General features: G+C 38.8%; 23 protein-coding genes. 10 read left to right on the top strand and 13 right to left on the bottom strand.

The annotated features are described in order from the left end of the window. The first annotated feature begins 47 nt into the window (after window positions 1-47). Entirely contained in the window at window positions 48-608 is a 561-nt protein-coding gene (locus JIN86_RS21300; RefSeq protein WP_202342802.1) for a carbon monoxide dehydrogenase, read from the top strand. Between the two features lie 130 nt (window positions 609-738). Then, entirely contained in the window at window positions 739-930 is a 192-nt protein-coding gene (locus JIN86_RS21295) for a hypothetical protein (RefSeq protein WP_202342801.1), read from the top strand. 45 nt (window positions 931-975) lie between these two features. Here the strand turns inward: JIN86_RS21295 and JIN86_RS21290 are convergent, their stop codons facing one another. From JIN86_RS21290 to JIN86_RS21260, 7 genes are all read right to left on the bottom strand, one after another. After that, window positions 976-1188: a hypothetical protein gene (locus tag JIN86_RS21290; RefSeq protein WP_202342800.1), complete on the bottom strand. Its 213-nt coding sequence runs from the start codon at window positions 1186-1188 to the stop codon at window positions 976-978. A 35-nt stretch (window positions 1189-1223) separates the two neighbouring features. Next, a complete protein-coding gene (locus tag JIN86_RS21285) occupies window positions 1224-1775 on the bottom strand; it encodes a DUF1697 domain-containing protein (RefSeq protein WP_202342799.1) in 552 nt (183 codons plus the stop codon). Window positions 1776-1869: 94 nt separating this feature from the next. Further along, window positions 1870-2907 (bottom strand): threonine aldolase family protein, encoded by a 1038-nt coding sequence (locus JIN86_RS21280; RefSeq protein ID WP_202342798.1) that lies wholly within the window; start codon window positions 2905-2907, stop codon window positions 1870-1872. Window positions 2908-3191: 284 nt separating this feature from the next. Further along, window positions 3192-3410, bottom strand: a complete 219-nt coding sequence (locus JIN86_RS21275) for a hypothetical protein (protein WP_202342797.1) — start codon at window positions 3408-3410, stop codon at window positions 3192-3194. A gap of 126 nt (window positions 3411-3536) precedes the next feature. Next, window positions 3537-3719 carry a hypothetical protein gene (locus JIN86_RS21270; protein ID WP_232735591.1) on the bottom strand — a complete coding sequence of 61 codons (183 nt, stop codon included), beginning with the start codon at window positions 3717-3719 and terminating at the stop codon, window positions 3537-3539. Between the two features lie 71 nt (window positions 3720-3790). Next, window positions 3791-4345, bottom strand: a complete 555-nt coding sequence (locus tag JIN86_RS21265) for an integrase (RefSeq protein WP_202342796.1) — start codon at window positions 4343-4345, stop codon at window positions 3791-3793. Window positions 4346-4524: 179 nt separating this feature from the next. After that, window positions 4525-4914, bottom strand: a complete 390-nt coding sequence (locus JIN86_RS21260; protein WP_009371087.1) for a KGG domain-containing protein — start codon at window positions 4912-4914, stop codon at window positions 4525-4527. A gap of 225 nt (window positions 4915-5139) precedes the next feature. Here JIN86_RS21260 and JIN86_RS21255 point away from each other — a divergent pair, with 225 nt between their 5' ends. The 4 genes from JIN86_RS21255 to JIN86_RS21240 all read left to right on the top strand — a co-directional run bounded on the left by JIN86_RS21255 (window position 5140) and on the right by JIN86_RS21240 (window position 8014). After that, the gene (locus JIN86_RS21255) at window positions 5140-5760 is read left to right on the top strand and encodes a hypothetical protein (protein ID WP_009371086.1); all 621 of its coding nucleotides are present in this window, start codon (window positions 5140-5142) and stop codon (window positions 5758-5760) included. A 183-nt stretch (window positions 5761-5943) separates the two neighbouring features. Continuing rightward, the gene (locus JIN86_RS21250; protein ID WP_370568739.1) at window positions 5944-6633 is read left to right on the top strand and encodes a DNA alkylation repair protein; all 690 of its coding nucleotides are present in this window, start codon (window positions 5944-5946) and stop codon (window positions 6631-6633) included. A gap of 140 nt (window positions 6634-6773) precedes the next feature. Then, the gene (locus tag JIN86_RS21245; protein ID WP_202342794.1) at window positions 6774-7265 is read left to right on the top strand and encodes a DUF2975 domain-containing protein; all 492 of its coding nucleotides are present in this window, start codon (window positions 6774-6776) and stop codon (window positions 7263-7265) included. Window positions 7266-7405: 140 nt separating this feature from the next. Further along, a complete protein-coding gene (locus JIN86_RS21240) occupies window positions 7406-8014 on the top strand; it encodes a copper amine oxidase N-terminal domain-containing protein (RefSeq protein ID WP_202342793.1) in 609 nt (202 codons plus the stop codon). Window positions 8015-8057: 43 nt separating this feature from the next. Here the strand turns inward: JIN86_RS21240 and JIN86_RS21235 are convergent, their stop codons facing one another. Both JIN86_RS21235 and JIN86_RS21230 read right to left on the bottom strand, forming a co-directional pair. Continuing rightward, window positions 8058-8342, bottom strand: coding sequence for a hypothetical protein (locus tag JIN86_RS21235; RefSeq protein ID WP_004228621.1), 285 nt, complete (start codon window positions 8340-8342; stop codon window positions 8058-8060). A 105-nt stretch (window positions 8343-8447) separates the two neighbouring features. Then, window positions 8448-9224 carry an N-acetylmuramoyl-L-alanine amidase gene (locus JIN86_RS21230; RefSeq protein ID WP_202342792.1) on the bottom strand — a complete coding sequence of 259 codons (777 nt, stop codon included), beginning with the start codon at window positions 9222-9224 and terminating at the stop codon, window positions 8448-8450. Between the two features lie 368 nt (window positions 9225-9592). Between JIN86_RS21230 and JIN86_RS21225 the strand changes: the two genes are divergently transcribed. Continuing rightward, window positions 9593-10513 (top strand): phosphotransferase family protein, encoded by a 921-nt coding sequence (locus tag JIN86_RS21225; protein ID WP_202342791.1) that lies wholly within the window; start codon window positions 9593-9595, stop codon window positions 10511-10513. Here the strand turns inward: JIN86_RS21225 and JIN86_RS21220 are convergent. From JIN86_RS21220 to JIN86_RS21205, 4 genes are all read right to left on the bottom strand, one after another. Further along, complete coding sequence (locus tag JIN86_RS21220; RefSeq protein ID WP_202342790.1) at window positions 10499-11311, bottom strand: DnaD domain protein; 813 nt, start codon at window positions 11309-11311, stop codon at window positions 10499-10501. The genes JIN86_RS21225 and JIN86_RS21220 overlap by 15 nt on opposite strands. A gap of 268 nt (window positions 11312-11579) precedes the next feature. Continuing rightward, window positions 11580-11999 (bottom strand): hypothetical protein, encoded by a 420-nt coding sequence (locus JIN86_RS21215; protein WP_004228631.1) that lies wholly within the window; start codon window positions 11997-11999, stop codon window positions 11580-11582. A gap of 106 nt (window positions 12000-12105) precedes the next feature. Beyond that, window positions 12106-12414, bottom strand: a complete 309-nt coding sequence (locus JIN86_RS21210) for a hypothetical protein (protein WP_004228634.1) — start codon at window positions 12412-12414, stop codon at window positions 12106-12108. Window positions 12415-12707: 293 nt separating this feature from the next. Continuing rightward, a complete protein-coding gene (locus JIN86_RS21205; RefSeq protein WP_004228636.1) occupies window positions 12708-12992 on the bottom strand; it encodes a DUF5316 family protein in 285 nt (94 codons plus the stop codon). 116 nt (window positions 12993-13108) lie between these two features. Between JIN86_RS21205 and JIN86_RS21200 the strand changes: the two genes are divergently transcribed. The 3 genes from JIN86_RS21200 to csaA all read left to right on the top strand — a co-directional run bounded on the left by JIN86_RS21200 (window position 13109) and on the right by csaA (window position 14124). Continuing rightward, window positions 13109-13450 carry a DUF7668 domain-containing protein gene (locus JIN86_RS21200; RefSeq protein ID WP_009371082.1) on the top strand — a complete coding sequence of 114 codons (342 nt, stop codon included), beginning with the start codon at window positions 13109-13111 and terminating at the stop codon, window positions 13448-13450. Window positions 13451-13527: 77 nt separating this feature from the next. Continuing rightward, on the top strand, window positions 13528-13704 hold the full coding sequence (locus JIN86_RS21195) for a hypothetical protein (protein WP_004228639.1): 177 nt from the start codon (window positions 13528-13530) through the stop codon (window positions 13702-13704). Window positions 13705-13791: 87 nt separating this feature from the next. Next, a complete protein-coding gene (gene csaA / locus JIN86_RS21190; RefSeq protein ID WP_004228641.1) occupies window positions 13792-14124 on the top strand; it encodes a chaperone CsaA in 333 nt (110 codons plus the stop codon). Window positions 14125-14266: the final 142 nt, after the last annotated feature.

Here is a 14266-nt window from a genome sequence, read left to right as displayed (position 1 = left end):
TCGAAATACTTCTATAAAGTGCTATTTAAATAAGGACGTGCAAGCAAATGCTAAAGAAAATTACTTTTTCACTATGTATTTTTTTATTTTACCAAACCACGGAACATGCAAGTGCGCATCCTCAGCCACCCACTTTTGAGGGAAAATTTGATGAAGCTGGCTATCAATCAGTTGAAGCGGCTGTGAAGGAATTTGAACAGCATTATAGTAAGGTTAAACTCCCAACTGTTTTACCCCCGTTTTCCATCACACATAAGTTTGGTCGATTTTACAAAGATCATCACTATGGCATGTATGATTCACTTAACATTCTCTATGTTCATAACGAAATGAAACAGCATATTTTTAAAATGGATATTCGACCTATTCAACCGAAAGTGAGCTTTTCAGGAAAAGCATATATACTGCAAGATGGTCGTCAGGGAATTTATTTTGAGCAGCTGCTTTTTAACTTCTTTGTCTTTGAAGAAAGCAATTTACATTATCTTCTCGGCATTTATAAAGATAGCACGAATCAGGAAACACCCAATCTTTTCGTACAAATAGCCAATTCGATAAAGTCAAATGAAGTCACAACATCTATATATTTTCCTTCATCTATACAATGAATATGTTGTTATGCTATAATACTTTAGAAAACCTCAAAGGGTATTAACCAATTCTGAGCTACAGTGATGCATATCGCTGTAGTTTTTTCTATGCTATCATTTCCTTAAACTTACATTACGAGGTGAGAATATGGAAACAAATACTTATAGTTGTAAAGCCTGTAGCGGTCAATCTTTTTCTGAAGGGAAATTAGATGGCTATGCTGCTTTAAGACCCGTGAATACCATCTTTTCCACAGGTTCACCCCTTATTTTCACTGTCTGTACGCAATGTGGAGAAATTGCCTCTATTAAAGCTACAAAACCTGAAAAGTTCAAGTAAAAAACAAGAGAGCATCATTTCAATAATGAAATTTGCTCTCTTGCTTTATGTTTCTTTATTATTCTTCTTTCCCCATTGATACGGCTTTTTGGACCAATTCCACATCCAAACAAAGAAATAGATGAAGACCATTGTGATGACCATCATCGTTATATTTTCTCCCCATGCAATCGACTCATGCTTCCTCCATTGATTCACCGTTCTAACAATGAAGTACAAAAAAGGATAAATAAAATAACCTACTTGATCCCGTCGCAACTAAACACGCCTCCTCTTAGAAAAGATGATTTTCCCTACTCACCAATCATCGTCGCAAGCTTCATCATCGTTTTCCAATTGCGAACTGTAGCAGGCACCTCTAGCTTATGCAGTTGTTGACTAAGCTTGGCATTGCGAATGCTATCGTAAAATAAAAGATAGACATCTCTCCCCTTAATAATGGAGCGCTCTTTTTCACTTACATACTGTAATAACTTAGCACCGTTCTCTTCAGTTGGAACTGTTGAAAGTAGTGCAACATGGAGACTTTCCCCTGTAGCTGTTGCACTTGCATCTGCTAAGTCTTGTTCTGAGAAAGGACAATTGTTCACAATAGAGCGGAATTCTTCAGCTGTACGAATGATCACTGTACTCGTAATAGTGAAGGTAGTTTGGATGGTCTCTTGAATTTGCTGTTGCAAAAGTTCTGCTGATTCACTCGATTCAAACAGGATATTGCCACTTTGAATATAGGTCCGAATGTTTTGGAGCCCTAGTGGTTGCAGCGCATCTCTTAATTCAACCATTTTTAATTTATTGTGCCCGCCTACATTAATACCTCTTAAAAGTGCTACGTATTTAGTCATTCGCTTCCACCTTTCCTTTTATCTATAGTATAGCAATAATTAGGGAATAATAGGAAAAAACTGCACCCTTTCATGCAGGGCGCAGCTTGATTAGCTATACTAATTGATGGATATCTTCTATTAAGCGATCCACATTTTCTTTGGTCGTAGCCCAGCTTGTGCAAAAGCGCACAACCGTATGAGTATCATCGTATGCTTCCCAAATGGAGAAGGAATATTTTTCTTCTAACGTTGGAAGTAGATGGTTTGGTAAAATTGGAAATTGCTGATTCGTTTTTGAATCATAGCGCATTGCGAAGCCTTTATCGAGAAATGCCTGTCGTATCAGCATGGCCATATCTACCGCATGATGGGAGATATCCATATAGAGCGTATCTTCAAATAGCGTTTCGAACTGAATGCCTAATAATCGACCTTTGGCAAGCAGCCCCCCTCTTTGCTTGATCATGTAGCGGAAATCCTTTTGATAAGCAGGATTCACGATGATGACTGCTTCTCCAAACAATGCACCCATTTTAGTGCCACCAATATAAAATACATCGCAAAGCTTAGCGATATCAGCGAGAGATAAATCACTGTGTTGTGCCACTAGCCCATAGCCTAAACGAGCACCATCGATAAACAGCGGTAGGTCACAGTCTTGACAAACTTCTCGTAAGGCTGTTAATTCTGCTTTACTATAGGTCGTGCCATTTTCCGTAGGATGAGATATGTACACTAAGCCTGGCTGCACCATATGCTCATGTGTGCGATCTAGCCAGTGCGCATCATAGCAGGCTTTCACCTGTGCCGCAGTTAGTTTGCCATCATCGCTAGGCAATGTCAGCACCTTATGACCCGTTGCCTCAATAGCTCCTGTTTCATGCACTGCAATATGCCCTGTACTCGCAGCAATGACGCCCTGATGAGGACGCAAAATAGACGCTATCACGGTCATATTCGTTTGTGTACCACCAACTAAAAAGTGAATGTCTGCCTGCTCCGCTGCAATCGCTTTTTTAATAAACGCTCTTGCTTTTTCGGAATGCTCATCCATACCATACCCTGGAGATTGTTCTTCATTTGTTGCCACTAACCGCTGCAAAATTTGTGGATGGGCACCTTCTGCATAATCATTCTCGAATCGAATCATAGCTACTACTACCTCCAAATTCTCTCTATCTATTCCTCTATCTTACGCCTGTTGCTTCATTTTCGCTATATCTTAAAGAACAGTTCACAGTAGTTGTTAGTTATGAGGTGATGAAATTTTAAATTTGTACTTCGGAGGAGATCGATGCCAAGCAGATCTCATCCGCTTTGATCACGCTATAAACAATTTCCTCTTTGTTTGATTACTTGGGATTCATTTTGGAGCGGCTTCTCCTTAGTTTGGATCACCTCAATCAATCTCTCAATATTTCAGAAGGGCCACCTTCATTCCCCGCCGGAGCCACAGGATGAGTCACTCGAAGTGGCACTAGAATCAGCACATTGTTGACTGTCCTGGGAGGAAAGATATGCATCATTTGTTGAAAATTCGTTAGTGGAATGGATATGGTGGTTGTGCTCATTCGATTTACTGTGATTTTTATTTGCATTACTGACGATGCCTATAACAACCACAACTCCAACAAATACGATAAATAAAATCATTTATTCCAGCTCCTTTCATTCATTCTATAAATTGTAACATTAAATCCACGATTGTTAGTAGAGATCTATGTAAACGTGGCAATAGATAAAATAACACCACAATCGAAAATGATTGTGGTGTTTACGTTATGATTGCGATTTGCGTGTGGCAGATTTTTTTGAACGATTTTCTTCGCTCGAATTTTTCTTTTGCTCTTGTGTTAAAGCATTTTCTTCGCGCACATCTAAATCATCTGGACTTAAATCTGTCGCTAATTCCGCCAACTCTGACTGACGTTTATATTGCTTGCCCTTTGTCAAAATGATCACCTCCAAGTAGTATTACATTGCCCTATTTGGTTTGATCTATTCCCGCGACGGTATGAAATGATTATTTCTAGCTAAACTAATTGCACCATCTGCTGGTTCAAAAGATGGTGATAAACTTGTAAATCTTGCTCATATAAACGCTGATAGGTCGCTAGGCTATGCTGTTTGATATTGTCAAAGTCCTTTTCAGGAACTAAGCGATGTGTACGGTTAAGCATCCATGCATTTTCCCAAGCTGTTTGCTCAAATTGAATATTCATTTTATGTTCTTCAATCAGCATGGCTAGTAGTTGTTCCTGACGATATATTTCTTTTAAGGCATGTTGCTTTTTCATTGTAAAGATTTCTATTGTACGTGGAAGTGATGCCTGTAATGCTTCTCGATCCACTGCATGACCTAGCTCATGTAGGGTCATTGTTTTGACATAAATTTCAAGTGAAGTTGGAAACATTAGTTCATTTCTTGCCTCTACTAATCGTTTCGCATCAAATCCAACATAATCCCCAATAAAGTTATAGCTCATATTAATACCTGAATCGTCTTGTTTTATCTTAACCGTCATGTTCACAGTCTGCACGACGGATTGAATTACCTGAAATAGTACTTTTTCTTTAAGTTGTGTCATTCTCTCAATCCTCATTTCCGCTAAAAACAAGTAGAAGCGGATTAAATATATACTACAATTAGGAGAAATTCAACAAATTTATCCTGTGGATTGAGAGGAACTTAACAACCAAAAAGGCGCCTGTAGTTTAAAACTACAAACGCCCTGTGTGTGAAGGGTTTCAAGCTATTTAAAAGTGATTAGTTATTGTTGTTATTTCGACGATTTTGGTTGCCGTTGGAGTTGTTACTACGCTGTTTACTGCGTGCTTCTCCACCTTTACGTCCTATTTCTTCATAAAAATCGTCGTCGTGCTTTTCAGAGGTAGCTTCTCCGCCTTTGCGGCCAATTTCTTCATAAAATTCTTCGCCGTGGTTTTCAGCCGTAGCTTCTCCACCTTTGCGACCAATTTCTTGATAAAATTCATGTCCATGATTTTTAGACGTAGCCTCGCCGCCTTTACGTCCTATTTCTTCATAAAAATCACGGTCATGATTTCTGGAGGTAGCTTCTCCGCCTTTACGTCCCGCTTCTTCGACAGACATGTTTTCATTGTTGTTTCTGTTGCGATTGTTTTGCTTGTTAGCCATTTCTATTCCTCCTAAATATTTTTTGAGCTTTTTACTAGCTCGCTATTTATATTCCCAGTCAAAACACATCTAAACATATTTTTTTAAAAAATTGATTTTCTTATTGGAATAGAACGCTGTTAGGTGCGGATTGTTAACAAACCCATCAATCATATACATGTACCCTTTCCAATATAATACTAATCTATAGTATGTCATCGATGATGAAAGAAGGGTGATGGAAAAATGACGACGCTCACAAAGCCATCTATTGGTTTAACACAATTTACAGACTTCACAATGAAGGGAAGCGCAGCAAAAACAAAGTTTGTGAAGGATATAAAATATCAGGGAGAATACCATCCAATAAAAGATTATTGGAAAGCCTTGCGTGATGGATTAAAAAAATACCATGAACATCGTTTTAATGATACCTATTTACTAGACCTCGTGGATAATGCCCTACCTGCACGCCAGAAAAATTACCAAGAAGCCGTTAAAGCCTATATAAAATTTGTAAAAAATAAAAACGTTCAGTGGTTTGAACCAGGTAAGGCGAATTGGTATTGCGACGATTTAATTGTGCGTTCCAATCCTGAACTCGGTTTAATCATTGACGATGTACCCTATTTAATCAAGCTGTATTTTAAAGGAAAAAATGAGCGCATCGATAAACATAAATGTCGATCTGCCCTCACTCTTCTAAAGGACTCCCACTATGCGGTCGAACACCCTGATTCTGTTAAACACGCCATTTTAAACGTACAAAAAGGTCGCTTGATCACAGATGATGATTCAACGGACTATCATCAAATTGCCCTCGAATCGGATGCAGCTCAATTTATGTTTATTTGGAATAGGCTCTAGCTACTTGTAATTTGGTACTTCCATCTCTATAAAATGACTGACAAAAATATATTCAGATATGATATTTTATATTCCAATATGATATGCTTTTATTCCATTACAAAAAGACATTCTTTATAGGATAATAAAAATAATCGAGAAAACAGAAAAAAAGGAAGTGCTACTTTGAATGCTGAATTGGTGATGCAGGAGCTAGAGGCTCTTGGCAAGGAACGGACGAAAAAAATGTATATATCAAATGGCGCCCATGAGCCGTTATTTGGTGTGGCAACAGGTGCCATGAAGCCTATTGCGAAGAAAATTAAAATCGATCAAACTCTAGCAGAAGAGCTTTATGCCACTGGCAACTATGATGCAATGTACTTTGCTGGCGTCATTGCAGATCCAAAAGCCATGACTGTGGAAGATTTTAATCGATGGATCGATGCAGCTTATTTTTATATGCTGTCGGATTATGTAGTAGCGGTTACTTTAGCAGAGGCACCGATTGCTCAGGAAGTGGCGGATGCGTGGATTGCCAGTAGTGAGGAATTGAAAATGTCTGCAGGCTGGAGCTGCTATTGCTGGCTATTAGGGAATCGCAAGGACAGCGAATTTTCCGAGAGCAAGCTAGCTCATATGCTGGAAATCGTAAAAAATACCATTCACGATGCACCTGAACGCACAAAATCGGCCATGAATAATTTTTTATACACAGTAGCTATTTCCTATGTGCCGCTCCACGAACAAGCAGTAGCAACCGCACAGGCGATTGGTCCTGTAGAGATGAAGCGAGACAACAAAAAAAGCACGCAGCTAAATGCTTATGAAACAATTCAAAAGGAAATAGAACGAGGCAGAATTGGCTTTAAACGTAAATATGTGAGATGTTAATCATCGCATTTTAAAGGCATCTATCCCATAAGGATGGATGTCTTTTTAAATGAAAAATCATTGAATAATAATATATTTTTATTGAAAAACGATAAATTTTATTTTAAAATCAATATATCATTACCAGTGAGGTGATTTGTATGAAACATAAAAAGGGGTCAACCCTTTTCCTAAAGAGTGTGATCATACTGCTAGGTATCCCTGTATTAGCTTTAGGACTATTATGGCTACCTGGGATGGCAAGTAGAGATGCAGTGGCACATCCCGCATCCTCCTATTTGTCTTATCTTTTTTTACTCTATGTGTATGTACTATGTATTCCCTATTACACAGCGTTGTATCAGACCTATCGCCTCTTAACGAACATCGACCAGCATAAAGCTTTCTCCAAATCTTCTGTACGGGCTTTGAGAACGATCAAAAATTGTGCTCTCACGATTGTAGCCGGCCTTGTGCTAGGTATTGCAACAATTATGATGATGTTTACTGGCAAGGAAGATATTACAGGAATTATTACACTGACACTCATCAGCATCTTTGTAACAAGTACGATTGCAACCTTTGCAGCCATTCTGCATCGACTACTTCAAAAAGCCATTGATCTCCAAAACGAAAATCAATTAACCATATAACAAAAAGGCACTAACCATTCTTGACTGGTAGTGCCTTTTCATGTTTCGAAAGTATTTAAAACTAATTTCCTATAAAAACATATCAAAATTCTCTTTTCGATAGTATAATAATTACATATTTTGATAATTGGAGGATTTATATGAAGAAATTGGTTTTGTTGATGGCGATGCTTACATTATTTTTCACCACAGCCTCTATTGCGAGCGCACATCCAGGGCGTTTAGATAGCAATGGCGGTCACAACTGTTCTGACAAATCAAAGGCTAAAGGGCTTTGTTCTGGCTATCATTATCATAATGGCAATAGTGGCAATAATACAGGGACTTCTTCAGGCGGTCAAAGTTATTCTACACCAGCACCTAAAGCAACGGTAGCACCTGTATTAACGAAGGTTGCTGTCTATTTAAATGACGTGAAGCAAAATTATACGCCTAGCGCTTATATGAAAAATGGCACAACCTTAGTGCCAATGAAGGCAATTTTTGAATCTCTTGGGGCATCGGTTAGCTATGATAATGCAACGAAAAAAGTAACGGCCACAAAGGACAGTAAAAAAATTGTGATTGGTGTGGGGAATAAAACGGCTTATGTTGATACAAATGGTTCTGCATCAACAATCACACTCAGCCATCCTGCTGAAATATATCAAGGTACAACAATGGTGCCTTTACGTTTTGTCAGTCAAGCACTTGGCGCAAATGTAACATTTGATGAGGCAGCACTTGTTGTTTATATCTCAACTAAATAATGGACAAGTCTTAAGCAGTATGCTCCTACAAGGTGCTGCTTTTTTATTGTTTCCTAAAGTTAAAATCATACTTCTTGTTGATTTTACCAGCAATCGTTTCTAGAAATAAAGCCACTGTCATATTCTCGACTTCATTTGTATACCATGCTAGCTTTGCACCATAGTTCTTTTTATTATAATTCACTTCTAATGGCCAGAAATTTTTTGTTTTATACGTATAATCAAATTTTACATAGAGTTGCTTACCATCGGGACATTCCATCACCACCTGGTATAATGGATTTTTTCTTTCTTGTTCAAATTTTACTTTTCTTATTTTGGTTAACATCAAAACCCCTCCTCTCTTCTACTACATTCGACAAAATTTTGAAAAAACCTTTATTTAATGAAAAAGGATAAAGCTCGCGATGACTAGGAGCTTTATCCTGCACAATTAGTTGGCTATAAATTTGTCGTAATAGCGTTTCAGCATGGTCGCCATTTGCTCTCTTGTTAAGGCGCCTGCTGGATTCATGTTTTTACTTCCATCGCCTCGGATAATGCCTTCGCTAATTGCCCACTCCCAAGCCTCTTTATGGGCTGCCCCCACTTCTCTGCTTGTTTGTAAACTAGCTTTTTCAGCTAGTATGCTTTTCAACGTCTCTATTTCTTGTTTTAGCTCATTATATTGTGACACTGTTAATCCCTCCTCAAGCCCATTTTTAATATCTTGCTGGAACTGTGCTTCTGTAATCCCCATACTTTTTAAATAGTCAAAAGGATCTTTGTGCGTAGTGCCTCCTAGATTTTCCGCAATCCATCGATGTGACTTAATGCCGTTGCCGCTACCATCTAAAACAGTGGGAACCCCTGCCTCTATAGCAAGTTTACGTAACAGCCAAATATAAGCTGCATAGTCCTTTTTAAATTGTTCCTTGTCAGCAGTCCGTGCCAGTTCCACCTGGGCATAGCTATACGGATTTCCCTTTGGTCCACAGCCATATTGCACGCGATTGACTGGGGCTACTTGCACGATTCTTCCACCACCACCTACCCAGTGAGAAACAAAGGCATTGGCTTTATTTCGATTCATATAGGCGATTTCGTTTTCCAATGCCTTTGGACCTGTATTGCTGCCATTACCTGATTCATGCGCCACAATGTATTTGACTGCCGTTAGCGTCTGATTTGGTAGCCCTGACATCATCTGTTTTTCAATAACATAACTCATGTTGCACCATCCTTTCCTATTATTTTTTAGTGACTGACGCTATGTTATTTTTGTCTTTTTGGGTTTTTTTAGGGTAAACAACAAATAATTAGAGGTTCCTTTTGAGGCTTATTAGCTTCTTTTCGCGCTTAAGGCTACTGCGATCGTTTCACCTCTCTTTCCTCGAAGCTATGAAGAGTGAATGTCACAAGGACATCCACTTACTATTAGTAAATGCGCGCACAAAAGTGTTTTCTAGTTAGTTGTGCTCTTTTACTATTTTTTCATTATGATTTTATAACCTCTTTTCTCGCTTCCAAGCATTGACAAAGTATTGTTTTCTGTAGTATTTTAGTTCTTCTAAAATATTGAAAGCGAGGAAAGAAAGTGTGCAGGCAGTAGAGATTATTCGTCAATTACCAAGCTTACACGGCTTTACACAGCTAGTGAAAATTAACAAAGGCTATTCACCTGATAGCAAGTATCTGGTAACAGTAGGTGAAACGCGCTATTTGGTGCGCTTGTCAGATCTAGCACATCATGACAAATGTGCAGTAGAGTTTTCCTTGCTCCAAGAGTTAGCAAAGCAAGGTGTAAGAACACATAAAGCCGTTGACTATACCTTGTTTCAGGAAGCCAGCGTATCCGCAATGGTCGTTAGCTTTTTAGAAGAAACACCAGCAGATGAAATTATTCAGGAACTTTCTGACTCTGAGCAATTCCACCTTGGTCTTGCGGCAGGGAAAGAATTGAAAAAAATACATCAAGTGAGCCCTCCGCAAATAATTCATTGGGAGACAACACAGCTCAAAAAGTTTTCTAGCTATTTGAAGGCATACCAACAAGATGCCTATCAACTTCCACAAGAAGCTAAACTATTGCGCTTTATTGAAACGCACTTACCACTGTTAAAGCAACGCCCCATCACCCTGCTTCATGATGATTTTCATCTCGGTCACATTATTTGTAAAGGACATACTTACAATGGGGTGATAGATTTTAATGGCTATGATGTGGGTGATCCTTATCATGACTTTTATAATCTTGCCTTATTTAGTAGACGACAAAGTATCCCCTATTGTATTGGGCAGATTGATGGCTATTTTTCATCTGCACCAGACGATATGTTTTGGCGGTTATATGCTCTCTATGCAGCCATGACTATCTTTTCAACCATTGTTTGGACTCGTCACTATGACCCACGCTCCTTTGACGATGCGTTGGAAAGAATTCACATGATTTTACAGGACCATGATGACTTTTCATCGATTAAACCTTTATGGTATGTGGAGAATTTATTCACTCCGTAAGAGGGCTAATATTTTTTGTCGTTCTGCTGCAAAATCAATTGTTGGCTGTGATTTTGGTTCCTGATCGCCACGCTGCTGAAACCACTGCGGAATGATTTCCCGTCGTCTGGCTTTAGAATGTGATGACACTTGCTGCTTGCGGGCTTGAAAACGTTGCTGCTCGATAGCAATATCTGCAAGATTCTTTATATTCTGATCGCACCAATTTTGTAAGATTCTCTCTACATACCGCCAGCGTAAAACATTATGCTCCACCGCTAGCTTCATCGCATAGATGACCATGTCCTCTGAAAAAATAGTGAGCCAATGACGAATTTTACTAGCAATGTAGGTTGTTTGTGTGCCAAAGCCTTGTTGCACATAAAAGTGATGGGCAGTGCTAGTAGACTCCTTATCATCTTTATCTTTTAGTAATTGATTATTTAGTAAATTATTATTTAGTAGTGTGGGCTTTTCCGTCGATGGTACAACCGTTGACGAATTTCCCGTTGACGGTATAGCAGCACGTTTTGATGCTTCATAGACGAAAAATTCTACCCTACCGAACTTGCCGTCTTTTCCTCGTTCCTGTACTTTTTGAAGATAGCCCGCCTCTATGAGTTCATCCAAAATTTTGGCTGTCGCTTCCCGCCCACATTTACTACGAATTGCTAAATCTGCAAGACTAAATGACCAATCATCTGGCAAAGACAGCATATAGGCAAGCAGACCCTTTGCTTTCCAGCTTAATTGCTCATCGTTTAAGAATGCTTTATCCAAAACCACAAAATTCTCCTTTTTAGCTACTCGATAAATCATGACGCTCCCTCTTTCCATCTAATGTCCTTTCTAACTATATAAAGAAAATTTTTAAAAATGGGACATAAAAAAAAGTACATGCCATGAAGCATGCCCTTTTAAGCAGATGAAATGAATTTTTTAGCGAATTCCTATTAAGACAAAGGCATTCCAATTCATGCTATAGAACGTTTTGATGACTTTGCCTACTTCAAGATTTAGATGGAAATATAATCATGATCTGTAAGTATAATGAAAGCAGCAGAAGCAAACAATTGCTTCTGCTTTTTTATTCATAAAGCTCTTTATAGACGATGACTTTTAAAGCGGCAATCTCTTCATCGGATAATTTGCCTTCCACCATTTGCAGTGCTTCTTCCTGCGTCATCGAGCCGTCCTGCAATTTTACACGCATGTCGTTCAAATCGGTAATGCCCACTTTTTGAATTAAGACTTTCGTTGCCTCTTCTTTTGTCGTAAACGGTAATGTACTGCTATCGACCGTTTTCGCCTCTTCCATATAGGCTTTTAATTGTGGGTCATTTTCAATGGTACTTTTGATGTTTTCCTTTTGTCCGCTATTTTCTAATTCTGTCGACAAGGTATCTACAATTTTTTCAGAGGCAAATTTTGTGCCGAAATGCAGCACACCATACCCCACTACACCAACGAATAGAGCAATTACCACTAGAAATTTAATCAATCTCAACTACGCTCACTCCTTTATACACGTTCATCATACTATATGGAGCGGGTGTTGAGAAACAATTCTCCCTAGAAATTATGTAAAAAAACCCCATCTATGAAGATGAGGCTTATTTAACGTATTTCAAATACTTCCGCACAAATTCTACAATGTAGAGAACTTCCTCTTCTGTCATCGTTAGCAGCTTGCAAACACGCTGTAGTCTAGCAGGTAATGCTAATTGCTGACGCACCTGATGAATATACATATATTTACATTTTCGCGGATTTACTTTGTCTCGTATTTGCTTATATCGTAGATAAGCATAGCGGGCAAAGGCGTTGAGCATCTCCCGCTCCTGCTCATCACGCTCCCTCTTTTTAGCAGCCTCATCAATGATGTCCGTGTCAAATATCTGTGTACCATCTGTTAATTGCATAGTACCACCTCTCTATTGCAAATGTACTCCTCTCTATTAAATGCAACGAAAAAAGCCACACCTAGGGTAGATGTGACATTTTTTATGATTTTTATATGTAAAGATTGATGGATAACCTGTAAAATGTGGTGGATAGAATGCTAAATGTGACGGATACAATGTCTAATCTGACGGATACAACGCTCATTTTGATGGATAGAATCGCTTAGATTGGATTGCTCCTTCAAATCGGTGGTTTGAATGCTAAATGTGATGAATACAATGCTTTTTCTGATTGTTGGCCACTATTAGCTTCATAGATAATATGCAAAGATTGCTACAATAATGTTTGGTATGGCTAATAGTAAAGCGTTATTCATGAGGAGATTTCGTTCACTTCTGTCTTCATTTGTTTCTGTTGCGAAATTGGCGCGCATTCTATCTCCGCTTGCGATGGCTCCTGACAATAACATGGCAGAAACGATGAAAATTCCACCGAGTAGCCCTGAAAGCAAATGGGCTTCCTCTGTACCCCATATGAGAATGGAGCATATCACACCTAGAATGGACAAGATGGTGCCAATGCCTATATACTTCATTTTCAGCCCTCCTTCGTTTATTATACGGCTAACCGCTCTTTTTCGTTTCAATAAACCCCTATTTTCTTATACGAAATTTTTCCTTTTCCAGTAAAATAACTATAAGGAGGGAGGCTATGCAAATGAAAGACAAAATAAGAGCGTTAACGAAAATGACCTTAGATGATTTAGTACATAATAGATATGAGAAACTTCAACAGGCGAAGATATTAACAGAGGATACTGCTATTTTTCTGCAAGAGGTTTTCGCCTTGCAAGGTACCTTAACATGGCCGCTGGATGAAGCTTCCGTAGCTATTGATGTGTATGAAATGGATGACCAAAGTTGCTTTACAACAGAAATTCGTTATTTATGGTTTGATGATGAAGAAAGTGCTGTGGTTCTTTTTTGCAAGGCCTATACAAATGCAGATCAAACGGAGATCACTGCTTTTATGATTGATACGGTTGATGCCTAGTATAGTATCCTCGCCAAACGTTCATAGTAAGTATGGTGTGAAACTCACGCCGAATCATACGACGGAGGGATCAATTTATGAATGGAATTCGTGAAGGTTTAATCCCCACTATACTTGGGTCAGCTGTTACGGCGGCAGGCTATGCAATGAAGCAAAAACATGGCTCTAACAAAATGGTGGCCAATACGATTTTTGGCTTTGGCTTAGCGCACATTGTGTTAGGTGCGATTGACCTGGTAGAGCATCGTCGTTAACGAGAGAAGGGCACGCTATGTGCTCTTCTTTTTTGTATTTTTTTCTATTAAATGCTAACATTGTCATAAAACTTAAGGAGTACAGTGATGGCGACAATAGAAGATTTTATAGCACTTGATATACGAATCGGCACGGTATTAGAGGCAGAGGAACTACCAAAGGCTCGGGTTCCTGCGATTAAAATGAAAATTGATTTTGGTGAAGAGCTGGGCATTAAACAGTCTTCTGCACAAATTACGAAGCGTTATACACCCGAAGTCATTATTGGGAAGCAAGTAGTAGCGATTGTTAATTTCCCACCACGTCGCGTTGCGGGTTTTAAGTCAGAGGTATTAGTCATTGGTGGTGTACCTGTGGAGGGAGATGTAATTCTGTTAACGCCTGATCAGCAGCTGCCCAATGGAACGAAAATACAGTAAAAGCCTCTCGCATTAGGTGCTGCACCCCAAAAGTTAGAGTAATAAATCTAATTTTTGGGGTGTTTTTGTATGGCGAAATATAGCCAAGGTTTTAAATTAAAGATCGTTAATGAGTATTTAAAAGGGAATCTGGGCTACCTAT

This window comes from Lysinibacillus sp. HST-98 (genome assembly GCF_016757845.1).
Classification (GTDB): Bacteria; Bacillota; Bacilli; order Bacillales_A; family Planococcaceae; genus Lysinibacillus; species Lysinibacillus capsici.
Note: the sequence above shows the minus strand (reverse complement) of the source record. Positions and strands in the feature narration are given on the sequence as shown.